Annotated in this window: 25 protein-coding genes and 2 other annotated features; all 25 genes read right to left on the bottom strand. The window is 37.8% G+C overall.

Going from position 1 to position 24987, the window contains the following annotated elements; genetic code table 11:
• Window positions 1–27 precede the first annotated feature (27 nt).
• The 25 genes from rplW to cysE all read right to left on the bottom strand — a co-directional run bounded on the left by rplW (window position 28) and on the right by cysE (window position 24576).
• The gene (gene rplW / locus GMB29_RS00735) at window positions 28–315 is read right to left on the bottom strand and encodes a 50S ribosomal protein L23 (protein ID WP_136357920.1); all 288 of its coding nucleotides are present in this window, start codon (window positions 313–315) and stop codon (window positions 28–30) included.
• On the bottom strand, window positions 315–938 hold the full coding sequence (rplD, locus tag GMB29_RS00730; RefSeq protein ID WP_136357922.1) for a 50S ribosomal protein L4: 624 nt from the start codon (window positions 936–938) through the stop codon (window positions 315–317). The genes rplW and rplD overlap by 1 nt, the downstream gene beginning before the upstream one ends.
• A 27-nt stretch (window positions 939–965) precedes the next feature.
• Window positions 966–1595, bottom strand: coding sequence for a 50S ribosomal protein L3 (gene rplC / locus GMB29_RS00725; protein WP_136357924.1), 630 nt, complete (start codon window positions 1593–1595; stop codon window positions 966–968).
• Window positions 1596–1638: 43 nt separating this feature from the next.
• Complete coding sequence (gene rpsJ, locus GMB29_RS00720; protein WP_066330427.1) at window positions 1639–1947, bottom strand: 30S ribosomal protein S10; 309 nt, start codon at window positions 1945–1947, stop codon at window positions 1639–1641.
• A 477-nt stretch (window positions 1948–2424) separates the two neighbouring features.
• Complete coding sequence (gene tuf, locus GMB29_RS00715) at window positions 2425–3612, bottom strand: elongation factor Tu (protein WP_136357926.1); 1188 nt, start codon at window positions 3610–3612, stop codon at window positions 2425–2427.
• 111 nt (window positions 3613–3723) lie between these two features.
• Window positions 3724–5802: an elongation factor G gene (gene fusA, locus GMB29_RS00710; protein WP_136357928.1), complete on the bottom strand. Its 2079-nt coding sequence runs from the start codon at window positions 5800–5802 to the stop codon at window positions 3724–3726.
• 53 nt (window positions 5803–5855) lie between these two features.
• Window positions 5856–6326, bottom strand: coding sequence for a 30S ribosomal protein S7 (rpsG, locus tag GMB29_RS00705; protein WP_136357930.1), 471 nt, complete (start codon window positions 6324–6326; stop codon window positions 5856–5858).
• A gap of 41 nt (window positions 6327–6367) precedes the next feature.
• Window positions 6368–6790 (bottom strand): 30S ribosomal protein S12, encoded by a 423-nt coding sequence (gene rpsL, locus GMB29_RS00700; protein ID WP_026561215.1) that lies wholly within the window; start codon window positions 6788–6790, stop codon window positions 6368–6370.
• Window positions 6791–6894: 104 nt separating this feature from the next.
• A complete protein-coding gene (locus tag GMB29_RS00695) occupies window positions 6895–7143 on the bottom strand; it encodes a 50S ribosomal protein L7ae-like protein (RefSeq protein ID WP_136357933.1) in 249 nt (82 codons plus the stop codon).
• 120 nt (window positions 7144–7263) lie between these two features.
• Complete coding sequence (gene rpoC, locus GMB29_RS00690) at window positions 7264–10863, bottom strand: DNA-directed RNA polymerase subunit beta' (protein WP_136357935.1); 3600 nt, start codon at window positions 10861–10863, stop codon at window positions 7264–7266.
• A 204-nt stretch (window positions 10864–11067) separates the two neighbouring features.
• On the bottom strand, window positions 11068–14646 hold the full coding sequence (gene rpoB / locus GMB29_RS00685) for a DNA-directed RNA polymerase subunit beta (RefSeq protein ID WP_136357937.1): 3579 nt from the start codon (window positions 14644–14646) through the stop codon (window positions 11068–11070).
• Window positions 14647–15003: 357 nt separating this feature from the next.
• Window positions 15004–15606 carry a class I SAM-dependent methyltransferase gene (locus GMB29_RS00680; protein WP_136357939.1) on the bottom strand — a complete coding sequence of 201 codons (603 nt, stop codon included), beginning with the start codon at window positions 15604–15606 and terminating at the stop codon, window positions 15004–15006.
• Between the two features lie 131 nt (window positions 15607–15737).
• The gene (rplL, locus tag GMB29_RS00675) at window positions 15738–16097 is read right to left on the bottom strand and encodes a 50S ribosomal protein L7/L12 (RefSeq protein ID WP_078433096.1); all 360 of its coding nucleotides are present in this window, start codon (window positions 16095–16097) and stop codon (window positions 15738–15740) included.
• Between the two features lie 66 nt (window positions 16098–16163).
• Window positions 16164–16664: a 50S ribosomal protein L10 gene (rplJ, locus tag GMB29_RS00670; RefSeq protein ID WP_136357941.1), complete on the bottom strand. Its 501-nt coding sequence runs from the start codon at window positions 16662–16664 to the stop codon at window positions 16164–16166.
• Between the two features lie 43 nt (window positions 16665–16707).
• Window positions 16708–16851 (bottom strand) — a sequence feature (ribosomal protein L10 leader region).
• 48 nt (window positions 16852–16899) lie between these two features.
• Window positions 16900–17598, bottom strand: a complete 699-nt coding sequence (gene rplA, locus GMB29_RS00665) for a 50S ribosomal protein L1 (protein WP_136357943.1) — start codon at window positions 17596–17598, stop codon at window positions 16900–16902.
• A 111-nt stretch (window positions 17599–17709) separates the two neighbouring features.
• A complete protein-coding gene (gene rplK / locus GMB29_RS00660; protein ID WP_026561207.1) occupies window positions 17710–18135 on the bottom strand; it encodes a 50S ribosomal protein L11 in 426 nt (141 codons plus the stop codon).
• A gap of 244 nt (window positions 18136–18379) precedes the next feature.
• Entirely contained in the window at window positions 18380–18913 is a 534-nt protein-coding gene (nusG, locus tag GMB29_RS00655) for a transcription termination/antitermination protein NusG (RefSeq protein ID WP_136357945.1), read from the bottom strand.
• Window positions 18914–19342: 429 nt separating this feature from the next.
• Window positions 19343–19525, bottom strand: a complete 183-nt coding sequence (gene secE, locus GMB29_RS00650) for a preprotein translocase subunit SecE (protein WP_136357947.1) — start codon at window positions 19523–19525, stop codon at window positions 19343–19345.
• Window positions 19526–19584: 59 nt separating this feature from the next.
• On the bottom strand, window positions 19585–19734 hold the full coding sequence (gene rpmG / locus GMB29_RS00645; RefSeq protein ID WP_136357950.1) for a 50S ribosomal protein L33: 150 nt from the start codon (window positions 19732–19734) through the stop codon (window positions 19585–19587).
• A gap of 97 nt (window positions 19735–19831) precedes the next feature.
• A complete protein-coding gene (gene sigH, locus GMB29_RS00640; protein WP_406600305.1) occupies window positions 19832–20512 on the bottom strand; it encodes an RNA polymerase sporulation sigma factor SigH in 681 nt (226 codons plus the stop codon).
• 210 nt (window positions 20513–20722) lie between these two features.
• Complete coding sequence (locus GMB29_RS00635) at window positions 20723–21232, bottom strand: NYN domain-containing protein (RefSeq protein ID WP_136357954.1); 510 nt, start codon at window positions 21230–21232, stop codon at window positions 20723–20725.
• 6 nt (window positions 21233–21238) lie between these two features.
• Complete coding sequence (gene rlmB, locus GMB29_RS00630; RefSeq protein WP_136357956.1) at window positions 21239–21982, bottom strand: 23S rRNA (guanosine(2251)-2'-O)-methyltransferase RlmB; 744 nt, start codon at window positions 21980–21982, stop codon at window positions 21239–21241.
• Complete coding sequence (locus tag GMB29_RS00625; protein WP_136357958.1) at window positions 21982–22407, bottom strand: Mini-ribonuclease 3; 426 nt, start codon at window positions 22405–22407, stop codon at window positions 21982–21984. Before GMB29_RS00625 ends, rlmB begins: the two co-directional genes overlap by 1 nt.
• Window positions 22408–22523: 116 nt before the next feature.
• Window positions 22524–23927, bottom strand: coding sequence for a cysteine--tRNA ligase (gene cysS, locus GMB29_RS00620; RefSeq protein WP_136357959.1), 1404 nt, complete (start codon window positions 23925–23927; stop codon window positions 22524–22526).
• Window positions 23878–24576 (bottom strand): serine O-acetyltransferase, encoded by a 699-nt coding sequence (gene cysE / locus GMB29_RS00615; protein WP_155443818.1) that lies wholly within the window; start codon window positions 24574–24576, stop codon window positions 23878–23880. Before cysE ends, cysS begins: the two co-directional genes overlap by 50 nt.
• A gap of 126 nt (window positions 24577–24702) precedes the next feature.
• Window positions 24703–24960: a binding site (T-box leader), on the bottom strand.
• Window positions 24961–24987 lie beyond the last annotated feature (27 nt).

Below are 24987 nucleotides of genomic sequence, written 5' to 3'. Positions count from 1 at the left end.
TCGATATCCCTCCTTTTCTATTAAAAATTATACTTCAAATAATTCGATTTCTTTACTATCTGCAGCAAGCTTAATGATTGCTTTACGACGACGATTTGTTAGTCCGCTATAACGCCCAACACGTTTGAATTTACCTTTATAATTCATGATGTTTACTTTTTCAACTTTTACGCCAAAGATTGATTCGATCGCATCTTTAACTTCAGTTTTATTAGCCTTAACATCAACTTCAAACGTATATTTTTTCTCAGTCATGAGATCAGTAGAACGTTCAGTGATTACGGGGCGCTTAATAATATCACGAGGATCTTTCATTATGCAAGTACCTCCTCTACTTTTTGCACCGCTGCTTTCGTCATAATAAGTTTATCATGGTTAAGAACATCAAGTACGTTTACTCCATTAGCTGTAACTACAGTTACACCAGGAATATTACGTGCTGATAATGCAACATTTTCATTGTTGTCAGCTGTAACGATTAACGCTTTTCTCTCAACTGAAAGACCTTTAAGAACTGAAGTCATTTCTTTTGTTTTAGGAGCGTTAAAAGCTAAGTCCTCTAATACAACGATGTTGTTGTCAATTACTTTAGATGATAAAGCAGATTTGATCGCTAAACGGCGAACTTTTTTAGGTAATTTATAAGCGTATGAACGTGGAGTTGGTCCGAATACGATACCACCACCGCGCCATTGTGGCGAGCGAATTGATCCTTGACGAGCACGACCAGTACCCTTTTGACGCCAAGGTTTACGACCTCCGCCTGCTACTTCAGAACGATTTTTTACTTTGTGAGTTCCTTGACGTAAGGAAGCTCTTTGCATGATAACCGCATCAAATAATACGTGCTGATTAGGTTCGATACCAAATACAGAATCATTAAGTTCGATTTCACCAACGTTTGATCCAGATTGGTTTAATAATGCTACTTTCGGCATTATCTAATTCCTCCTTTCCTAAAGAAATTATTTAGATTTAACTGCGCTTTTCACAGTGATAAGTGCTTTTTTAGGTCCTGGAACGTTACCTTTGATTAATAATAGATTGCGTTCTGCATCTACTTTAACAATTTCTAAGTTTTGAACAGTAATACGTTCTCCACCCATACGGCCAGGTAATAGTTTGTTTTTGAATACACGGTTTGGAGCAACAGGTCCCATTGAACCAGGACGACGGTGGTAACGAGAACCATGTGACATAGGTCCGCGAGATTGTCCGTGGCGTTTGATTGAGCCTTGGAAACCTTTACCTTTAGAAATTCCTGTAACGTCTACTGTTTCACCAGCAGCGAAAATATCAACTTTGACTTCTTGACCAACTTCGTACCCATCTAAGCTTGCTTCACGAAGTTCTTTAACGAAGCGCTTAGGTGCAGTATTAGCTTTTGCAACGTGACCTTTTTCAGGTTTGTTAGCTAACTTTTCACGTTTATCTTCAAATCCTAATTGAACTGAATTGTAACCGTCAGTGTCAACAGATTTCTTTTGAAGAACAACGTTTGGAGTAGCTTCAATAACAGTTACCGGAATTAAATCACCGTTTTCTGCAAATACTTGCGTCATACCAATTTTTCTTCCTAAGATTCCTTTGGTCATGAGTCACACCTCCTATAAAAGTTCATTAAATGTATTTTAATAATTAAAGTTTAATTTCAATGTCAACACCAGATGGTAAATCTAAACGCATTAATGCATCAACAGTTTGTGGTGTTGGGTTGATGATATCAATTAAACGTTTGTGCGTACGCATTTCGAACTGCTCACGAGAATCTTTGTACTTATGAACCGCACGTAAGATTGTGTATACTGATCTTTCAGTTGGTAACGGAATTGGACCAGATACATTTGCACCAGAACGTTTTGCAGTTTCTACAATTTTCTCAGCTGATTGATCAAGAATTCTGTGATCATAAGCTTTTAAACGAATACGAATCTTTTGTTTTGCCATTATTTTCCCTCCTTTTCGCCTATTTTCAAAATAGACATTTTCTCCGCAGAAATTTTCCTACACACGCCATGGCAAAGCGGCCGTGTGTATCGGCAACCTCCTGCTTCATCGCAGTCAAAGACCAACATTGTCTATTATACATTCAATCCATGATGGTTGCAAGAAATTTTTTATATAAATATCAATTTCTTGAGCACTTTTACTATTATACATAGATTGTATATGAATATCAAGCACATCACCATTGGTTTAATTTTCAAATAACTGTTTCTGCATTATTAAATAGTTTATCTTTTTGATCAACTTCACAAATCGTATTTTAGATTGAATTTTTAATAGAAGTAAAAATAAAAATCTGAATATCATTGTAGTTTTTGCAACTTGAAAAAGAATTACATATTAATCTAATCCTTTATCCAAAAATTATATAAAAAAGGTGAGCAATTTATGCTCACCTTTTAAACGAAAGATTCGTTATTATTCTTGGATAGTAGCAACTACGCCAGCGCCTACTGTACGTCCACCTTCACGGATTGAGAATTTAGTACCTTCTTCAATCGCGATTGGAGCGATAAGTTCAACTGACATTTCAACGTTATCTCCAGGCATAACCATTTCAACGCCTTCAGGTAATTGGCAGATACCAGTTACGTCAGTTGTACGGAAGTAGAACTGTGGGCGGTAGTTAGTGAAGAATGGAGTGTGACGTCCACCTTCTTCTTTTGATAAAACGTATACTTCTGCTTTGAATTTTGTATGTGGAGTAATTGTACCTGGTTTAGCAAGTACTTGGCCACGTTGGATTTCTTCACGAGCTACTCCACGAAGAAGTGCTCCGATGTTATCTCCAGCTTCAGCATAATCAAGAAGCTTACGGAACATTTCAACACCAGTTACAGTAGTTGATTTTGGCTCTTCAGTTAAACCGATGATGTCAATAACGTCACCAACTTTAACTTGTCCACGCTCAACACGACCTGTAGCAACTGTTCCACGACCAGTGATTGAGAATACGTCCTCAACTGGCATCATGAATGGTTTGTCAGTGTCACGTTCTGGAGTTGGGATATACTCATCAACTGCAGCCATAAGCTCGATGATTTTTTCTTCCCACTCAGCTTCTCCTTCAAGAGCTTTAAGAGCAGAACCTTTGATTACTGGAATATCATCGCCAGGGAAATCGTACTCAGATAGTAAGTCACGAACTTCCATTTCAACTAATTCTAATAATTCTTCGTCATCAACCATGTCACATTTGTTTAAGAATACAACAAGGTAAGGTACACCTACTTGACGAGATAAAAGGATGTGCTCACGTGTTTGTGGCATTGGGCCGTCAGCAGCTGATACTACTAGGATACCGCCGTCCATTTGTGCAGCACCTGTAATCATGTTTTTAACATAGTCAGCATGTCCTGGGCAGTCAACGTGCGCATAGTGACGAGTAGCTGTTTCATACTCAACGTGTGCAGTGTTGATTGTGATTCCGCGCTCGCGCTCTTCTGGAGCAGCGTCGATTTGATCGTAACCTTTTGCTTCAGCACCGCCTGCTTTCGCAAGAACAGTAGTGATTGCAGCAGTTAAAGTAGTTTTACCATGGTCAACGTGACCAATTGTACCGATATTAGCATGCGTTTTGGAACGGTCGAATTTTGCTTTAGCCATTCTAAAAATCCTCCTTAGAGTTTAATATTATAGGATATATGTAACAGAAAGTGATACTTCACTCTCTGTTCTCACATAAGTAGTTATACTTCATCAAAGGGGTAAAATCAATTACTCACCTTTATTTTTTTTGATAATTTCTTCTGAAACTGATTTTGGTACTTCTTCATAGTGATCAAAGTGCATTGTAAACACGCCGCGACCTTGAGTACTTGAACGTAATGCCGTAGCATAACCAAACATTTCAGAAAGTGGAATCATAGCACGAACAACTTGTGCATTACCACGAGCTTCCATACCTTCAACACGTCCACGACGAGCTGTTACTTGGCCCATGATATCTCCCATGTATTCCTCTGGAACAACTACTTCAACTTTCATGACAGGTTCAAGGATAACTGGGTTACATTTAGAAACAGCATTTTTAAGTGCTAATGATGCAGCTACTTTAAACGCCATTTCACTTGAGTCAACATCATGGTAAGAGCCATCAACTAATGCAGCTTTAATATCAACTAATGGATATCCAGCTAGTACACCGTTTTTCAATGCATCTTCAAGTCCAGATTGAACTGCAGGTACATATTCACGTGGTACTACCCCACCAACGATTTTGTTCTCAAACTCGAATCCTTTACCTTCTTCATTAGGTTCAAACTCGATCCAAACGTGTCCGAATTGTCCACGACCACCCGATTGACGTGCAAATTTACCTTCTACCTTTGCACCTGCACGGAATGTTTCACGGTATGCAACCTGAGGAGCACCAACATTTGCTTCTACTTTGAATTCACGTTTCATACGATCAACTAGAATGTCTAAGTGAAGCTCACCCATACCAGCAATAATTGTTTGACCAGTTTCAACATCAGTATGTGCTCTGAATGTAGGATCTTCTTCTTGAAGTTTTTGTAAAGCTGTAGTCATTTTATCTTGGTCAGCTTTTGATTTCGGCTCAACAGAAAGTTGAATTACAGGCTCTGGGAATTCCATTGACTCTAAGATAACTAGGTTCTTATCATCACATAGTGTATCTCCAGTTGTTGTATCTTTCAAACCAACTGCTGCAGCAATATCTCCAGCATGTACTTCAGAAATTTCTTCACGACTGTTTGCGTGCATTTGTAGGATACGTCCTACACGCTCACGTTTACCTTTAGTAGAGTTTTGAACATATGATCCAGAACTCAATGTACCTGAGTAAACACGGAAGAATGTTAATTTACCAACATAAGGATCTGTCATTACTTTAAATGCTAAAGCAGCGAACGGACCTTCATCGCTAGATTCACGAACTACTTCTTCATCAGTATCAGGAGTTATACCTTTGATTGCAGGTACATCTAATGGTGATGGAAGATAGTCGATAACCGCATCTAGCATTTTTTGAACACCTTTGTTTTTGAATGCTGATCCACAGATAACAGGATAGAATTCAACATTAACAGTACCTTTACGAATTGCAGCTTTTAGCTCTTCGTTAGTGATTTCTTCACCGCCAAGGTATTTTTCCATTAATTCTTCATCAAGTTCTGCAACTGCTTCTACTAGGCTTTCACGGTATTCGTTAGCTTGATCTAGGTATTCTTCAGGAATTTCTTTTTCTTGAATGTCAGTTCCTAAGTCATTACCATAGAATGTTGCTTTCATCTCAACCAAGTCAATGATTCCTTCAAATTGATCCTCTGCACCAATTGGTAATTGGATTGCATGAGCATTTGCTTGTAGGCGTTCATGTAGAGTTTTAACAGAGTATAAGAAATCCGCACCGATTTTGTCCATTTTATTAACGAACACAACACGTGGAACTCCATAAGTTGTAGCTTGACGCCAAACTGTTTCTGTTTGTGGCTCAACACCTGATTGAGCATCAAGAACTGCTACAGCACCATCAAGTACACGTAGAGAACGTTCAACTTCAACAGTGAAGTCTACGTGCCCTGGAGTATCGATGATGTTAACACGATGGCCTTTCCATTGCGCTGTTGTTGCAGCTGATGTAATTGTGATACCACGTTCTTGTTCTTGCTCCATCCAGTCCATTTGAGATGCACCTTCATGAGTTTCACCGATCTTATGAATACGACCAGTATAATAAAGAACGCGTTCAGTAGTAGTCGTTTTACCGGCATCAATGTGAGCCATGATGCCGATATTACGAGTATTATTTAAGGAGAACTCTCTTGCCATTGGGTAATTTCTCCTTCCTCATGGGAATTTTTATTATAGTTATAGTGTATTGATTACCAGCGATAGTGAGCAAATGCTTTATTTGCTTCAGCCATTTTGTGAGTATCTTCACGTTTCTTAACTGCTGCTCCAGTGTTGTTAGCTGCATCAAGAATTTCGTTAGCTAAACGCTCTTCCATCGTTTTTTCTCCACGAAGACGTGCGTAGTTTACTAACCAGCGAAGACCTAAAGTAGTACGACGATCAGGGCGTACTTCTACAGGTACTTGATAGTTAGCACCACCAACACGGCGAGCTTTAACTTCAAGAACAGGCATGATGTTTTTAAGTGCTTGTTCAAACACTTCCATAGCATCTTTACCAGTACGTTCTTTGATTAGATCAAAAGAATTGTAAAGTACAGATTGTGCTTTACCTCTTTTTCCGTCAATCATAATTCTGTTTACTAAACGTGTAACAAGCTTTGAATTGTAAAGTGGATCAGGTAATACGTCTCTTTTTGTTACAGGACCTTTACGTGGCATGTTATGTCCTCCCTTCATCATAATTTATATCTATTTTGAATTTATTTTTTTGCAGCTTTAGGGCGTTTTGTACCGTATTTTGAACGGCCTTGCATACGTCCGTCAACTCCTGCAGTGTCAAGTGCACCACGAACGATGTGGTAACGTACCCCCGGTAAGTCTTTTACACGACCGCCACGAATAAGAACAACACTGTGCTCTTGTAAGTTGTGGCCAATACCAGGAATATAAGCTGTAACTTCGATTCCGTTTGTTAAACGAACACGAGCATATTTACGAAGTGCCGAGTTAGGTTTCTTTGGCGTCATCGTACCTACACGAGTACATACACCACGTTTTTGAGGTGAAGATACATTCGTTTGCTCTTTTTTGAAGCTGTTGTAACCTTTGTTTAATGCAGGTGATTTTGATTTCTCAATTTTGCTTACGCGACCTTTGCGCACTAATTGGTTAATTGTAGGCATTTGATTTTCCTCCTCTCATTCTTTAATACCACACATCCAGGTGGTTCATATTAAGGCAAAAACAAAGTTTCTGCAAAATGAATAAACATATCGCAAAAACAGTTTTACTGGATTATAGCTACAGCTGCAGCTCCTACCTCTATTCCACAAGCTTTTCCAAGCATTTTCATAGAAGAAACTTTTGCTAAAGGGACTTGCTTTTCTTCTGCTGTTTGAATAACCTTCTCGGTAATTCGTTCTTCAGCATCTTCAGCAACAATGATCTCTTTAACTTCATTATTCATCAGAGCTTTAACTGATTGCTTTGTACCAACAATAATTTTGTGTGCCTGTGATACTTTTTCATAAGACATAATCAAATATCCTCCAAAGCAACAGGTTAAGATTGAACACCTTGAATATAGTAACATTGGATGAGATGGATGTCAACAATCCTTTGAAAATTATTTATTCATCCATCTCTATCTTCTTTATTAGTCTACTGAAACAACTTCTTCCGTTTGTTCAACCTTTGAAATTGGCTCAGCTTGACGATATCTTGGCATTCCAGTACCAGCCGGTACAAGTTTACCAATAATTACATTCTCTTTAAGACCTAATAATTCGTCACGTTTTCCTTTAATTGCTGCATCGGTAAGAACACGAGTTGTTTCTTGGAATGATGCTGCAGATAAGAAGGAATCAGTTTCAAGAGATGCTTTCGTAATACCAAGTAAGACTGGACGACCTGTTGCTGGACGTTTGCCATCTAATAACACTTGCTTGTTGGCATCTGTAAATTGATGGACATCAAGAAGTGTACCTGGTAATACATCAGTGTCACCAGCATCCATTACTCTTACTTTACGTAGCATTTGTCGTACCATTACCTCTACGTGCTTATCTCCAATTTCTACCCCTTGCATACGGTATACTTTTTGAACTTCACGTAAGAGATATTGTTGTACTGCTTGTAAATCTTTAACTTTCAGTAATTCTTTAGGATCTATTGACCCCTCGGTTAAAACTTGGCCACTCTCGATTTTATCACCTTGAGTAACCTTTAAACGCGCATTGTATGGCGCTGTGTAAGAACGTGATTCAACATCACCTTGAATGACGATTTCTTGCTGTTTGTCACGTACTTCATTAATTTCAGCTACAACACCACTGATCTCAGAAATAATTGCTTGACCTTTAGGGTTTCTAGCCTCAAATAACTCTTGAATACGCGGTAAACCTTGTGTAATATCATCTCCGGCAACCCCACCTGTATGGAAGGTACGCATTGTTAACTGTGTACCAGGTTCACCGATTGATTGTGCAGCGATAATTCCAACAGCTTCACCAACTTCAACTTCACTACCTGTAGCAAGGTTTCGGCCATAGCATTTTTTACAAACACCATGTCTAGTGTTACATGTAAACGCAGAACGAATCCATACCTGATCAATACCAGCTTCGATTATTTCAACAGCAATATCTTCAGTTATTAACTCGTTTTCATTTACAAGTATCTCACCCGTTTCAGGATGCTTCACAGCTTTTCGGCAGTATCTTCCGATTAAACGTTCATCTAGCTTTTCAATTACTTCTGTACCTTCTTTAATTGCTTTTGCTAGAATACCTCGATCTGTTCCACAATCGTCATCACGAATAATAACATCTTGTGCAACATCAACAAGTCGACGTGTTAAGTAACCTGAGTCAGCCGTCTTTAAGGCAGTATCGGCAAGACCTTTACGAGCACCATGTGTAGAGATGAAGTACTCTAATACTGTTAAACCTTCACGGAAACTTGATTTGATCGGTAATTCGATAATACGTCCTGCCGGGTTGGCCATAAGACCACGCATACCAGCAAGTTGCGTAAAGTTAGATGCATTACCACGGGCTCCAGAGTCACTCATCATAAAGATTGGGTTGCGTTTATCAAGAGATGCCATCAATTTTCCTTGAATTGTATCTTTTGCCGCACTCCAGATCGATATAACACGCTCATAGCGCTCATCCTCAGTAATCAAACCTCTTCTAAATTGCTTTAATACGTTATCAACTTTAGTTTGACCTTCGCTGATAATCTCTTGCTTTTCTTTTAATACGATAATGTCAGATACACCAACAGTAATACCTGCTTTAGTTGAGTATCTAAATCCAAGATTTTTCATTCGATCTAGCATTTTAGAAGTCTCAGTTATGTGGAACTTCTTGAAGATCTCCGCAATAATCTGTCCTAGAATACCCTTTTTAAATGGAGCAATTTCTTCTTGAGCAGCAATATGCTCCTTCACATTTACAGATGGTTGAACAAAATACTTTTCAGGTATTTTTTCTTCAATATTTTGTTTAGTTGGTTCATTCATATACGGGAATGATTCCGGTAAAATTTCATTGAAAATCAATTTACCCACTGTTGTTATTAACAACATTTTATTTTGTTCTTCAGTAAATGTTTGTTTATTTAATGCGCCTGCATGTACAGCAACACGAGTATGTAAATGCACATAACCGTTTTGATATGCAAGTAACGCTTCATCTGTATCTTTGAAAATCATACCTTCACCAATTGAACCCGCGCGTTCTAGTGTAAGGTAATAGTTACCTAAAACCATATCCTGGGAAGGTGTTACAACAGGCTTACCATCCTTAGGATTAAGAATGTTTTGTGCTGCAAGCATTAGAATACGTGCTTCGGCTTGTGCTTCAGCTGATAATGGAACGTGAACAGCCATTTGGTCTCCATCAAAGTCTGCGTTATAAGCAGTACATACAAGTGGATGCAGACGAATTGCACGTCCTTCAACTAAAGTAGGTTCGAAAGCTTGAATTCCTAATCTATGCAGAGTCGGGGCACGGTTAAGTAATACTGGATGTTCTTTAATAACTGATTCTAAAACATCCCATACTTCTGGTTGTACTCTTTCTATTTTACGTTTTGCACTTTTTATGTTATGAGCTAACCCTTTTTCTACTAACTCTTTCATAACAAAAGGTTTGAATAATTCAAGGGCCATTTCTTTAGGTAAACCACATTGGTACATTTTTAGGTTTGGTCCGACTACGATAACGGAACGGCCAGAGTAGTCAACACGTTTTCCTAATAGGTTTTGGCGGAAACGTCCTTGTTTCCCTTTTAACATATGTGAAAGTGATTTTAACGGACGGTTACCCGGACCAGTAACAGGACGGCCACGACGGCCATTATCGATTAATGCATCCACTGCTTCTTGCAGCATACGCTTCTCGTTTTGAACAATGATGCTTGGAGCACCTAAATCTAATAAACGCTTTAAGCGATTATTACGATTGATCACACGTCTGTATAGGTCATTCAAATCTGATGTAGCAAAGCGACCACCATCAAGCTGAACCATCGGACGAAGCTCAGGCGGGATAACTGGAAGCACATCAAGAATCATCCATGATGGATGGTTGCCAGAATGGCGGAATGCTTCAAGAACTTCTAAACGTTTAATAGCTCGTGTTCTACGTTGTCCTTGAGCCGTTTTTAGTTCTTCTTTTAAAGCATCTACTTCTTTATCAAGATCGATATCAGATAATAGTTTTTTAATCGCCTCAGCACCCATTGATGCTTGGAATGTATTACCGTATTTTTCACGGTATGCACGGAATTCTTTCTCAGATAATAGCTGTTTTTTCTCTAATGGCGTATCACCTGTATCAGTTGTTACATAAGAAGCAAAATAGATTACTTCTTCTAATGCACGAGGTGACATATCAAGGACAAGTCCCATACGGCTAGGAATTCCTTTAAAATACCAAATATGAGAGACCGGTGCTGCTAACTCAATATGCCCCATTCGCTCTCGTCGTACTTTTGCACGTGTAACCTCAACTCCGCAACGATCACAAACGACACCTTTATAACGTACGCGTTTATATTTACCACAATGACATTCCCAGTCTTTTGTCGGTCCAAATATACGTTCACAGAAAAGACCATCTTTTTCTGGTTTTAATGTACGATAGTTAATTGTTTCTGGCTTCTTAACTTCACCGAAAGACCAAGAACGAATCTTGTCTGGTGAAGCCAATCCGATGCTCATATATTCAAAATTATTTACATCTAACAAGGGGCCTACCTCCCTTTTCGTCTTCAGGTTTTACCCTTTTTAAAAGTTAAGAAAGAATGTGTATATTATATTAAGTTTGTATGTGAAGCTCCAGAGCATATCTCTAAAGCCATTGTTATACAACCACAGACAGAAGGGAGACATGAAGTCTCCATCTTGTCCGCTTAGCATTATAAGCTTGTTCATGAGCTTAAGTTTAGTAAATTATTCTTTCGCTACTGTGTCTTTTTCTAACTCCACAGTTTCTGGCTCTACTTCGACTTGTTCATTGATTGATAGACCTTCTGCTTGTTGGGAATCATCCTCATCATCAAGATCTCTCATTTCAATTTCTTGTTCGTCACTAGAAAGCATTTTAACATCCATACCCAAACTTTGAAGCTCTTTAATTAATACTTTAAATGATTCTGGAACACCAGGTTCAGGAACATTTTCACCTTTAACAATTGCTTCATAAGTTTTCACACGACCAACAACGTCATCTGACTTAACAGTCAAGATTTCTTGAAGAGTATATGCAGCACCATAAGCTTCAAGTGCCCAAACCTCCATCTCTCCAAAGCGCTGACCACCAAACTGTGCTTTACCGCCAAGTGGCTGTTGTGTAACAAGTGAGTATGGACCAGTAGAACGTGCATGTAATTTATCATCAACCATGTGAGCAAGTTTAATCATATACATGATACCTACTGATACACGGTTATCAAATGGTTCACCAGTACGGCCATCATAAAGGACAGTTTTAGCATCACGAGCCATACCTGCTTCTTCAAGTGTTGACCATACATCTTCTTCTCGCGCACCATCAAATACAGGTGATGCAACATGGATACCCATTTTACGAGCAGCCATTCCTAGGTGAAGCTCTAATACCTGACCGATATTCATACGTGAAGGTACACCTAGTGGATTTAACATAATGTCTACTGGAGTTCCGTCTGGTAAGTAAGGCATATCCTCTTCAGGAAGGATACGTGAGATAACCCCTTTGTTACCATGTCGTCCGGCCATTTTATCGCCTTCATTAATTTTACGTTTTTGAACGATATAAACACGTACTAATTGGTTAACACCTGGTGGCAGTTCGTCTCCATCTTCACGGTTAAAGACTTTCACATCAAGAATGATCCCATCTCCACCATGTGGTACACGTAATGATGTATCACGAACTTCACGTGCTTTTTCTCCAAAGATAGCATGTAATAGTCGTTCTTCAGCTGTAAGCTCGGTTACCCCTTTAGGTGTAACTTTACCAACGAGAAGATCACCGTCTTTTACTTCTGCACCAACGCGAATAATACCACGCTCATCAAGATTTTTTAGTGCATCTTCACCAACATTTGGAATGTCACGTGTAATTTCTTCTGGTCCTAGCTTTGTATCACGAGATTCTGATTCATATTCTTCAATATGAATAGATGTATAAACATCATCTTTTACAAGTCTTTGACTCATAATGATAGCATCTTCATAGTTATATCCATCCCAAGTCATGAAGGCAACCATTACGTTTCTTCCAAGTGCAAGTTCACCTTTTTCCATTGAAGGACCGTCGGCTAGAATTTCACCTTTAACAACTTCATCCCCTGCACTTACGATTGGACGTTGATTGTAGCATGTTCCTTGGTTTGAACGAACGAATTTTAATAAGCTATATTTATCTAAATTACCTTTAACCTTTTGACCATTTACTTCTTCATAACGACGTACCCAGATGTTCTTCGCTTCTACACGTTCAACAATACCAGGGTATTTACAAATAACAGCAGCACCTGAATCTTTACCAGATACATACTCCATACCTGTTCCAACAATTGGAGCTTCCGGATTCAATAATGGTACAGCTTGACGTTGCATGTTCGCTCCCATTAATGCACGGTTTGAGTCATCATTTTCTAAGAACGGAATACATGCTGTTGCAGCAGATACTACTTGCTTCGGAGATACATCCATATAATCGATACGATCTCGATGAATAACTGTATTCTCACCACGGAAACGAGCAACAATATCGGTATCTATAAATGAGCCGTCATCATCTAATCTTGCATTCGCTTGGGCAACAACATAGTTATCCTCTTCGTCTGCTGTTAAGTAGTCGATACGAGAAGTAACCTTTCCAGTCTCAGGATCAACTCTTCGGTATGGTGTTTCAATGAAACCGAATCTATTTACCTTCGCATAGGAAGAAAGTGAGTTTATTAACCCGATGTTCGGACCCTCTGGCGTTTCAATCGGACACATACGACCATAGTGAGAATAGTGAACGTCACGAACTTCGAATCCTGCACGCTCACGAGTCAAACCACCAGGTCCTAATGCTGATAAACGACGTTTATGCGTTAACTCAGCAAGTGGGTTCGTTTGATCCATGAATTGAGACAATTGTGAACTACCAAAGAATTCTTTAATAGATGCGATAACTGGACGGATATTAATTAATTGCTGTGGAGTAATTGTATTCGTGTCTTGAATTGACATTCTCTCACGAACAACACGCTCCATTCTGGATAAACCAATTCTAAATTGGTTTTGTAACAATTCACCGACTGAACGTAATCTACGGTTTCCTAGGTGGTCGATATCATCCGTATCACCAACACCATGCAATAAGTTAAAGAAATAACTGATAGAAGCTAAAATATCTGCTACTGTAATATTTTTGATTGCTTCCTCAACATAAGCATTACCGATTACATTGATGACCTTTTCACCTTCTGGATCATTAGGTGCATATATCTTAATTGATTGAAGTGTAACTTCATCAACGATCACACCACCTGATGGATGCTCTTTTTTGAAGCCAACACCACTTTCAAGGTTAGGTATGATACGATCTAGAGTTCTTCGATCAATCATTGTGCCTTTTTCTGCAATGATTTCACCAGTCTCTGGGTCTACAAGTGTTTCTGCAAGACGTTGGTTGAATAAACGATTTTTAATATGAAGCTTCTTATTAATCTTGTAACGTCCAACATTTGCTAAATCATAGCGTTTTGGATCAAAAAATCTAGAGTCTAATAAACTCTTCGCATTTTCAACTGTTGGTGGTTCACCCGGGCGAAGACGTTCATAGATTTCAAGCAAAGCTTTCTCAGTACTTTCCGTATTATCTTTGTCAAGAGTATTACGTAGGTACTCGTTTTCACCCAATAAGTCGATGATTTCTTGATCAGAGCCAAACCCAAGAGCTCGTAAAAGGACCGTTACCGGTAATTTACGTGTACGATCTATACGAACATAAACAACATCCTTCGCATCTGTTTCATACTCTAGCCAAGCTCCACGGTTTGGAATAACAGTTGCAGTAAAGCCTCTTTTACCATTTTTGTCTACCTTGCCACTGTAATATACACTTGGAGAACGGACTAACTGAGACACGATAACGCGCTCTGCTCCGTTAATAACAAATGTACCTGTCTCCGTCATAAGAGGGAAATCTCCCATAAAGACATCTTGATCTTTTACTTCACCAGTTTCCTTGTTAATTAAACGCACCTTCACACGTAATGGTGCAGAATAGGTAACATCGCGTTCTTTTGACTCCTCAACAGGATACTTAGGATCTCCTAAGCTATAATCAATAAACTCTAGCGAGAGGTTACCAGTGAAATCCTCAATAGGAGAAATATCCTGGAACATTTCTCTCAAGCCCTCATCAAGAAACCATTGATACGAAGAGGTTTGAATTTCGATAAGATTTGGTAATTCTAACACTTCACTAATGCGTGCATAACTTCTACGTTGGCGGTGTCGTCCATACTGAACTAGTTGACCTGTCAACTCATTCACCCCTCAAATCTAGCGTAATAGATCTTGCGTTGTACAAGTATGTATACCTTGAATTTTTTAGACAGACGAATAAGAGAACTCACATAAGATCATTCTCTTAAAATCAATATCTTCATATACAGCCTTATAAAATCTGAAATAAAATCAAAGGAAAATCAAGTACTAACGCAAGGAAAAAACAAAAAAATAAAAAGGGTTTCATCTTAGAAAACCACAATTTGAATCGTACTATTGATTTTATAAGTATTTCCATAAATCAAACTTTCATACATTTTTTTCCTAAAAATTAGACAGTTATGGAAATTATATATTGGCATTTTATAATACTATCATAGCAAAAATTTTGCGTCAACTTTTTTTTGCTTTAATAATAAAATAGCCTTTTTTCTTTTCAACGACCTCTACCTCAGCAAACAATTCATTTAATTTATCAATAGCGGAAGGTGCTCCTTGCTTTTTCTGAATGACAATCCATAGCTCTCCGCCTTCCTTTAAGTGCTTATAGCTTTCTTCAAAAATCGAATGAACTACTTTTTTACCAGCTCTTATAGGAGGATTTGATAGAATTGCTATGTATTTTTGATTAGGCTCTATTTTTTGAAATAGATCGCTTTGAAAAATCGTGACATTCTCAACTGAATTGAGTGCAGCATTATCGGTTGCTAGTTCAATAGCTCGTTCATTAATATCAATTAAATCAACATGCTTTTGATAATGTTTTGCAATAGAGAGTCCAACCGGTCCATATCCACATCCCACATCAAGGATATCCCCTTCACTTTCAGGAATCACAAATGTTTCTATTAATAATCGTGAACCAAAATCTACTTCATTTTTCGAAAACACCCCCCGGTCACTTTGAAATGTGAAGAGGTGTCCCAATAGGGTAAAATCCCATGTTTTTCGTTCACTTTGAACTGTAGGTTTTTGAGAATAATAATGATCACTCATATAGTTCCTCCTCTTTCAGGAGATTAGGATTTGTCATTTGCTTGCATTTTATACAAAAAAATTCAAATAAATTAGGATACATAAAAAGCTCGCCAATAATAGCGAGCTTTTTACAGTAAGTTTCGTTGTAATTACTTAACTTCTACAGAAGCGCCAACTTCTTCAAGTTTAGCTTTTAATTCTTCAGCTTCTTCTTTAGATACGCCTTCTTTAAGAGCTTTAGGAGCGTTATCTACTAATTCTTTAGCTTCTTTTAAGCCTAAGCCAGTAGCTTCACGTACAACTTTGATAACTTTGATTTTTTGTCCGCCAGCACTTGCAAGTACTACGTCAAATTCAGTTTGCTCAGCAGCAGCTTCGCCACCAGCAGCAGCAACAGCTACAGGAGCTGCAGCAGTTACACCAAACTCTTCTTCGATTGCTTTAACTAAGTCGTTTAATTCTAAAACAGTCATATTCTTAACTGCTTCAATGATTTGTTCTTGAGTCATTATAATTTCCTCCTTGTTTTTCCTGATTAAGTTTTTTATTAATAGTTGAATACTAGGCTAATTGAATTATGCGCCTTGTTCTTCTTTTTGATCTGCAACAGCTTTTGTAGCAAGTGCAAGGTTACGGATTGGAGCTTGAAGAACGCTAAGCAACATAGAAAGTAAACCTTCGCGTGATGGAAGTTCAGCAAGAGCTTTCACTTCTTCAACTGTTGCAATATTACCTTCGATTACACCAGCTTTGATTTCAAGTGCTTCATGTTTCTTTGCGAAGTCATTTAAAATTTTTGCCGGAGCAACAACATCATCATTACTGAATGCAATTGCATTTGGGCCTGTTAATGCATCGTTAAGACCAACTAACTCAGCTTGTTCTGCCGCACGACGAGTCATTGTATTTTTGTAAACTTTGAATTCAATACCTGCATCACGTAATTGCTTACGTAATTCAGTTACTTCACCTACAGTTAATCCACGGTAGTCAACGACAATAGTAGATTTACTTTCACGGAACTTAGCAGAAATTTCTTCTACCAACTGTTTCTTTTTTTCGATAACTGCGCTCATTGTTACACCTCCTGTAGTTTCATGTAACACTAGTACCGTTCGGTAAGGCATTTAAAAACCTCCACGGCGTTAGACATGGAGGTTCGTATATACAATAAGCAAACATATGCTTTATTCGTAAATACACCTCGGTAGGAAATTAAGCTAATTTAGCACCTACTGTCTACGGTATAGCGATATTCTTTTTAACAACATTAGTTATTATATATAAACTTCATTCCGAAGTCAATAGTAATTATTTTACAGCGAAGCTTGAAGAATCAACTTTCACGCCAGGACCCATAGTTGAAGTTGCATTTACGCTCTTCATGTAAGTTCCTTTTGCTGCAGCTGGTTTCGCTTTTATTAAAGTTTCATAAACAGTTGTGAAGTTCTCAACTAGTTTGCTGTCTTCAAATGACACTTTACCGATAGGAACGTGGATAATACCAGCTTTATCTAAACGGTACTCAACTTTACCTGCTTTAATTTCATTAACAGCTTTTGTTACATCAAATGTAACTGTACCTGTTTTAGGGTTTGGCATTAATCCTTTAGGTCCTAATACACGTCCTAATTTACCAACTTCACCCATCATATCAGGTGTAGCAACGATTACGTCAAAGTCAAACCAACCTTGTTGGATTTTGTTGATGTAATCAGTATCGCCAACATAATCAGCACCTGCTGCTTCAGCTTCTTTCGCTTTTTCACCTTTAGCAAATACTAATACGCGTTGAGTTTTACCAGTACCATTAGGTAGTACTACTGCACCACGAATTTGTTGATCAGCTTTCTTAGGGTCAACTCCTAAACGGAAAGCAACTTCTACAGTCGCATCAAATTTAACGATGCTAGTTTTCTTCACTAGTTCTACAGCTTCTTGAACTGTATAAAATTTAGTACGATCTACAAGCTTTGTAGCTTCTGCTAATTTTTTACCTTTTTTAGCCATTTTTATTTCCTCCTTAGTGGTTTTAGCGGAATAACCTCCCACGAATAAAGGTTGCGAACTTGTTTTTAAGCAAACTCGCAACCCCAAAAAAACATCCCTAACTAATGAAAATTAGTCTTCGATAACGATACCCATGCTACGTGCAGTACCTTCAACCATACGCATTGCTGATTCAACGCTAGCTGCGTTTAAATCAGGCATTTTTGTTTCAGCGATTTCACGTACTTTGTCACGTTTAACAGTCGCTACTTTATTACGGTTTGGTTCACCAGAACCAGACTCAATACCAGCTGCTTTTTTAAGTAATACAGCAGCAGGAGGAGTTTTCGTAATAAATGTAAATGAACGGTCCTCGAATACTGTGATTTCAACCGGAATGATTAAACCAGCTTGATCAGCTGTACGAGCGTTAAACTCTTTACAGAATCCCATGATATTAACACCAGCTTGACCTAATGCAGGACCAACTGGTGGTGCTGGATTAGCTTTCGCTGCAGGAATTTGCAATTTTACAATTTTAATTACTTTTTTAGCCACGAGACACACCTCCTTAAGTCCGTGATGTGGTAATTGGGTTAAAACCCTCCCACTCATCTAAACCATTTGTAATACAAATAGTTAAAATTCGGGCATTCACTAATCTTAGTCTTTATACCCTTATCCATTCAGAAATAATTGAATTTCTGATCAGTGTAAGATAGATAATCTGTCTCAATACCTTGAGACATACTGACCTATGAAATTTTACCACTATCCGAATTTGATTTCAAGTTTTTTTACATTATAATTTCGTTACCTGTGAAAAGTCTAATTCTACAGGTGTTTCACGACCGAACATATTTACAAGAACCTTAAGCTTGTTTTTATCTTGATCAATTTCTTCAATTGAACCTGTAAAGTTAGCAAAGGGTCCTTCTGTAACTTTAACTGTTTCATTTAATTCATAATCAATTTCAACTCGGCGTTCATCCATTCCCATGCGTTTCAAAATAAAACTAACCTCATCAGGCAGTAGAGGTGTCGGTTTTGAGCCATGTCCAGCAGATCCTACAAATCCAGTTACCCCAGGTGTATTACGGACAACATACCAAGAATCGTCAGTCATCACAATCTCAACTAATACGTATCCAGGAAAAACTTTCTTTTTCACAACTTTCTTTTTGCCATCTTTATAATCTGTTTCTTCTTCTTCAGGCACAACCACACGGAAGATCTTATCTTCCATACCCATTGATTCTACACGTTTCTCGAGATTTGCTTTAACCTTATTTTCATAACCTGAATACGTGTGTACAACATACCAATTCTTTTCCATAGTGTCAGGACAAAATGTCCTTCCCTCCCCACAATAGGTTTTAATACATAGCGTTAATGGCGAAAAACCAGCCATCAAAAATAAAGGAGAAATTAAGCTTCAAATACAAGCCCAGTTTCTAATTGGGGCGAAACAAGCAAATATAGTTTCACCGTTTGACAATTACTAGTTTTATAAAATCTGTGTTAAGAATGCTTGTTAAGTTAATCGGGTTCCGTCCAACTTTCAAAATGAAGGTAAAAATAAATAGGATTCTACTCTCTATACTCTTTCAATACAATCATCGTAAATAAAGCTAGTTACACAAAGCCTTCCCTAACCTTCAAACACATCTAATGTAATGAGCTTTTTTAAACAATTAAAAAACCCGCATAACGGGTTTTGCAGATAAAGATTAATATTTTCTATTATAGCACGATTTTCCATCTGTTATTCAATAAACAAACGAATTACAGAAGAAATACCTAAGTCAATGACCGCAAAGAAAACAGAAGCAAAAATGACAGTTGTTAATACTGTAATTGTATACTTTCTAAGCTCTTTACCTTTCGGCCAACTTACCTTCTTCATTTCACGAGACACATCTCGGAAAAAATTAATTATACGTTGCATGTATGCTACCTCCAGGAATAATAGAGAAACTTCGCATAAATAAATAATAGATATAAAGACTACTTTGTTTCACGGTGGTTCGTATGCGAGTTACAAACTTTACAAAATTTATTTATTTCTAACCGTTCAGTTGTACTTGAAGAATTTTTCATCGTTGAATAATTCCTGCTTCCACAAGTTGTACATGCCATTGTAACTTTTTTTCGCAATCTTCTCACCTACCGTTACACTTTTATTCCTTAAAACTGTATCATAGTGAGGTTTTTTCGTCAATAAACGATAAAAATCAACTTTAAGCATACTCTATTACAAACTTATTTCCCTTAACTCTAAATATCGCTCAAGCTTTCTTTTCACACGTTGAAGGGCATTATCAATTGATTTAACGTGCCGATTTAGTTCTTCCGAGATCTCGTGATAAGATCGGCCATCTAAGTATAAAACTAATACCTTGCGCTCTAAATCACTCAATAATTCTCCCATTTTAACTTCAATATCATCAAATTCCTCTTGGTTAATAATGAGTTCCTCAGGGTCCATAGCTTTTGTACCTGTTATAACATCCATAAGCGTCCGATCTGATTCTTCGTCATATATTGGCTTGTCCAATGATACATAGGAATTAAGTGGAATATGCTTCTGACGTGTTGCTGTCTTTATTGCAGTAATGATCTGCCTTGTAATACATAATTCTGCAAATGCTTTAAAGGAAGTAAGTTTGTCCTCTTTAAAGTCGCGGATAGACTTGTACAAACCAATCATTCCTTCTTGAATAATATCCTCTCGATCGGCACCTATTAAGAAATAAGATCTAGCCTTTGCACGAACGAAATTGCGATACTTCGTAATTAAGTAGTCAAGTGCTTCACTTTCTCCATTATGCACGAGTTCAACCACTTGTTCATCTTCCATTAATGACAATTGTTCCTTGTTGACCTTACCCCTGTTGAATGGTGAATTCAAGCCGATCCCCCCGACCGCACACATGATATCAATAGTATACAGTATGAATTTTGAAAGCGTCAACCTAAGAAAAGTGCAAATTCCTTGACAACTCTGACATTTAAGGGCTATCAAAAAAAGCGACGACCTAATCACTTGACTGCATTTGTACGTCTTTTGCGATCTCCATGAGAGCGATGCTTGGCTGGTAAAATGTGCATATGCCCGACCAAAATAATTATTGTTGCCTAACAACTATAGGTCACCTCTGCGCCATTTTTCCAGCTTTTCCTTTACATCATCAGGAAATAAAATTTTTGAAGATGGGCGCTTTTCTTCAAATTTTTTTACTTTTATTTTTATCCTGTTCTCAATTGAATTCATTTCATTTAATAATTCCCTTGCTGATTTACGAAGAGCACCTTGACCAAAAATGGCCCATTGTTCTGTAAAATCAGAAGTGGCAACATGTACTTGAGTCTTTATGTTATTTAATGAGATTGCCAGTTTTTCGATTCGTTCATCCGCTGTTTCATTTTCTCGGGTAAAAATAACTTCTACTCGATAGTTTTTTTGCTTTTTTTCAATTCCTTTTACAAGATGGGCATCGAAAACAATAATGACACGATAGCCTGTGTATGCTTGATATTCCGCCATCTTCTCAATTAATTGATCCCTAGCTTCAGATAGATTGTCCTTCTTTAGCTTTTGCAGATCCGGCCATGCTCCGATAATGTTATATCCATCCACTAATAGGATATCCATTCTCCCTTACTCTCCTAAAGGATATCGCTTTCGGTATACCTCATACATTAAAAGGCTTCCTGCTACAGATGCATTTAGTGATGTGACATGGCCAATCATTGGCATTTTAATTAAAAAATCACATTTTTCTTTAATTAGTCTGCCAATCCCTTTGCCTTCGCTACCTATAATTAATGCTAACGGCATATTCCCATCTAAATTACGGTAATCATCTGCACCTTTAGCATCCGTTCCTACAATCCAAATCCCGCGTTCCTTTAATTCTTCGATCGTTCGAGCCATGTTTGTTATACGTGCAACAGGGATATGTTCAATTGCACCAGTCGATGCTTTAGCAACCGTTGCCGTCAGCCCAACAGCTCTTCTTTTTGGAATAATAATTCCGTGAGCACCAACAGCATCCGCAGTTCTCATAATCGATCCTAGATTATGCGGATCCTCTATTTCATCCAATAGCAGTAAAAACGGCATTTCACCTCTTTTTTCTGCAATTGCTAAGATATCATCTACATGGACATATTCATATGCCGCAACTTGCGCTACTACTCCTTGATGATTACCTTCCACCATCTGATCGATTTTTTTCTTAGGTACAAAATTAATCGTGACACCTTTTTCCTTTGCAAGCTGTGTAATTTGCTGTGCTTGTCCTTTTAATGAATTTTCAGCAACCCAGATTTTATTTACATCGCGAGATGATTTTAAAACTTCGATTACAGGGTTACGCCCAATAATAAGATCCTGATCCATTAATTCTTCCTCCTTTCTTCGAGTGTAATAAATTGAAAAGCCTCTTGAATTAGTTCTTCTAATCGAGTATGTTTCTTTTCCAGGTAAAGATATCCGATCAATGCTTCAAACGCCGTACTATATCGATAAGTTTGTACATCTGTATTTTTAGGAATTGTACCTGACTTTGCATTTCGGCCTCGTCTAATGACAGCCTCTTCCTCTTCAGAAAAATTCTCAAACGTAAATAAGTGATGCAATATCCTTGCTTGAGCCTTTGCTGACACAAACCTTTTAGCTTGATTATGAAGCTGGTTTGGTCGAATATTCCCATTAGCCAAAAGGTGATGTCTTACATAAATTTCAAATACAGCATCACCAATATATGCCAAAGCTAAGCTATTCAAATGCTTAGAATCCTTTATTTCTTCTAAATCTAAAAACATGTTGGTCCTCTTTTCTACTAAAAAAGGGAAGAGCCTTAACAAGTGTGTCCTTCGTTATGTGGGCTCCTCCACCTTCTTTACTTACTAACTTTATTCCCATATTATAAAAATCGTAATCATTCCACGATTCGCTTCCATCTTGTTCCTTGAGGAGTATCCTCTAAAATAATATTCATTTCTTTTAATTGATCTCTAATTTCATCCGCTAATGCGAAATTACGATCTTTTCTCGCTTGAATACGTTTTTCGATCAATTCATCAATTTCTGCATCTAAAAGTTCTGTCTGGGAAAAATTCACCCCTAAAACGTCTCCTAATTGATCAAATTCATTAAGGAATGCTTGAATGACTTCTTCTGAAGTATTTAGTTCTTGTAAGTAATAATTTGCTTGTTTCGCTAAGTCAAACAAAACAGAAACTGCATTTGCTGTATTAAAGTCATCATCCATTTCTTTCTTGAATTGATCACGATAATCATGAATCTTACTTATCCATGCTTCATTATCATCCGTTAAATTTGTGCTGCTATTTTTACGGTGTTGAAGATTAGCATATGAAGTCTTTAATCGTTCAAACGCATTTTTTGTACTTTCAAGCAGTTCTTGTGAAAAATTAATCGGATGTCGATAATGAACAGACAGCATAAAGAATCGGACAACCTGCGGGTCAATTTCTTTTATGATATCGTGAACAAGGACGAAGTTACCTAATGACTTCGACATCTTTTCATTATTAATATTAATATATCCGTTATGCATCCAATACTTTGCAAATAATTTTTCATTTAAAGCTTCAGATTGAGCAATTTCATTTTCATGATGAGGAAATGTTAAATCCTGACCGCCTGCATGGATATCAATTGTATCACCAAGGTACTTTTTCGCCATCGCCGAGCATTCAATGTGCCAGCCTGGACGACCATGTCCCCATGGACTTTCCCAAGAAATTTCGCCTTCTTTAGCTGCTTTCCATAAAACAAAATCAAGTGCATCTTGTTTTTTCTCGCCGATATCAATACGATTACCTAACCGTAATTCATCAATTGACTGGTGGGAGAGTTTTCCGTATTCTTTAAACTCTCTTGTTTTATAATAGACATCCCCGCCAGCTTCATAAGCATAGCCTTTATCAATTAAAGCCTGAATAAAATCAATAATGATATCAATGCTCTCTGTAACGCGCGGGTGAACTGTTGCACGTTTACAGCCAAGTGCAGAAACATCTTCAAAATAAGCATCAATAAAACGATCTGCAATTGTTGGTACATCTTCACCTAATTCGTTAGCAGCTTTGATTAATTTATCATCAACATCCGTAAAATTTGATACATAGTTTACTTCATACCCGCTGTACTCTAAATATCTGCGAACTGTATCATAAACGATTGCTGGTCTGGCATTCCCAATATGGATATAGTTATATACGGTAGGACCACATACATACATTTTAACTTTCCCTTTTTCAAGAGGCTCAAATGTTTCTTTTTCCCTCGTGAGCGTATTGTACAACTTTATCGCCATGTTCACTCGTTCCTTTCCTTAACTGCTCGACTTCATTTTTTAAATTTGCAAGCTCTGTCTCTAGCTCTTTAAAACGATCTGCAACCGGATCTGGCAGATCACAATGGTTTAAATCTTGACCAACTTTTCTTCCGTTTTGGATGACCACCCGACCAGGAATCCCCACAACAGTTGAATGATCTGGCACATCTTTAAGGACAACAGAACCTGCTCCTATTTTAGAGTATGCACCAACCGTGATAGATCCTAACACTTTTGCTCCTGTAGCAATTAAAGCATGATCCTTAATTGTAGGGTGTCTTTTTCCTTTTTCCTTCCCAGTTCCGCCAAGTGTTACCCCTTGGAATACCGTAACATTATCCCCAATTTCACACGTTTCCCCGATCACAACACCCATTCCATGATCTATAAAAAACCTTCGGCCTATTGTTGCTGCTGGATGGATTTCTATACCTGTAAAAAACCTACTTATTTGAGAGATAGCTCTTGCGAAGAAATAGAACTTTCTTTTGTATAAGGCATGTGCAACCCGATGTGCCCAAATCGCATGCAGCCCCGAATACGTTAAAATGACCTCAAAATAACTCCGTGCAGCCGGATCTTGTTCAAATATGATTTCTACGTCTTCTTTCAACATTTTAAACAAAATTTACCCCTCCCATCATTACTTACGTTCAATATTTGTTGAAGGAAAAAACCTAAAATGAATATTTCCCTCCCGATTCCCCAAACTAAAATACCAATTTTTTATACAAAAAAGCGCCTCTGTAATAAATACAGAGACGCTTGTATGCGCGGTTCCACTCTGTTTAGGTATGAGTAGGTTTCGTTCCCGATACACAATATCCTCATGACCTCAACTTTAGCTCTGTAACGTAGAGCGACACGCTATTACTTACTAATCAAACAGTTGATGTTTAGTAAAAGACTCAAAGGTGCATTTCAAGAGTTATTTCACTTAAACCCCTTTCAGCCAGTGGAGGTTCTCTCTAAAAAGGAAATAAAACTTTACTCTCCTTATCAACGTTTTAACTATTGGTTTAACCATACTATATTACAT

This window comes from Metabacillus sediminilitoris (assembly GCF_009720625.1).
GTDB lineage: Bacteria > Bacillota > Bacilli > Bacillales > Bacillaceae > Metabacillus > Metabacillus sediminilitoris.
This window is presented reverse-complemented; position numbering and strand designations above follow the sequence as displayed.

Coding starts and splice junctions, on each gene's coding strand:
- rplJ (WP_136357941.1), bottom strand. CDS start 16,664: ATGAGCGCAGTTATCGAAAAAAAGAAACAGTTGGTAGAAGAAATTTCT.
- GMB29_RS00695 (WP_136357933.1), bottom strand. CDS start 7,143: ATGTCTTATGAAAAAGTATCACAGGCACACAAAATTATTGTTGGTACA.
- rplC (WP_136357924.1), bottom strand. CDS start 1,595: ATGACCAAAGGAATCTTAGGAAGAAAAATTGGTATGACGCAAGTATTT.
- rplW (WP_136357920.1), bottom strand. CDS start 315: ATGAAAGATCCTCGTGATATTATTAAGCGCCCCGTAATCACTGAACGT.
- rpsL (WP_026561215.1), bottom strand. CDS start 6,790: ATGCCTACAATTAACCAATTAGTGCGCAAAGGTCGCGTAAGCAAAATT.
- rplA (WP_136357943.1), bottom strand. CDS start 17,598: ATGGCTAAAAAAGGTAAAAAATTAGCAGAAGCTACAAAGCTTGTAGAT.
- rplL (WP_078433096.1), bottom strand. CDS start 16,097: ATGACTCAAGAACAAATCATTGAAGCAGTTAAGAATATGACTGTTTTA.
- rpsJ (WP_066330427.1), bottom strand. CDS start 1,947: ATGGCAAAACAAAAGATTCGTATTCGTTTAAAAGCTTATGATCACAGA.
- cysS (WP_136357959.1), bottom strand. CDS start 23,927: ATGGCGATAAAGTTGTACAATACGCTCACGAGGGAAAAAGAAACATTT.
- GMB29_RS00635 (WP_136357954.1), bottom strand. CDS start 21,232: ATGGATATCCTATTAGTGGATGGATATAACATTATCGGAGCATGGCCG.
- sigH (WP_406600305.1), bottom strand. CDS start 20,512: ATGTGTGCGGTCGGGGGGATCGGCTTGAATTCACCATTCAACAGGGGT.
- secE (WP_136357947.1), bottom strand. CDS start 19,525: ATGCAACGTATAATTAATTTTTTCCGAGATGTGTCTCGTGAAATGAAG.
- tuf (WP_136357926.1), bottom strand. CDS start 3,612: ATGGCTAAAGCAAAATTCGACCGTTCCAAAACGCATGCTAATATCGGT.
- GMB29_RS00680 (WP_136357939.1), bottom strand. CDS start 15,606: ATGAGTGATCATTATTATTCTCAAAAACCTACAGTTCAAAGTGAACGA.
- GMB29_RS00625 (WP_136357958.1), bottom strand. CDS start 22,407: ATGTTTTTAGATTTAGAAGAAATAAAGGATTCTAAGCATTTGAATAGC.
- rpsG (WP_136357930.1), bottom strand. CDS start 6,326: ATGCCACGTAAAGGTCCTGTAACAAAAAGAGACGTATTACCTGATCCA.
- rplD (WP_136357922.1), bottom strand. CDS start 938: ATGCCGAAAGTAGCATTATTAAACCAATCTGGATCAAACGTTGGTGAA.
- rlmB (WP_136357956.1), bottom strand. CDS start 21,982: ATGGATCAGGATCTTATTATTGGGCGTAACCCTGTAATCGAAGTTTTA.
- nusG (WP_136357945.1), bottom strand. CDS start 18,913: ATGGAAAAGAATTGGTATGTTGTACACACGTATTCAGGTTATGAAAAT.
- fusA (WP_136357928.1), bottom strand. CDS start 5,802: ATGGCAAGAGAGTTCTCCTTAAATAATACTCGTAATATCGGCATCATG.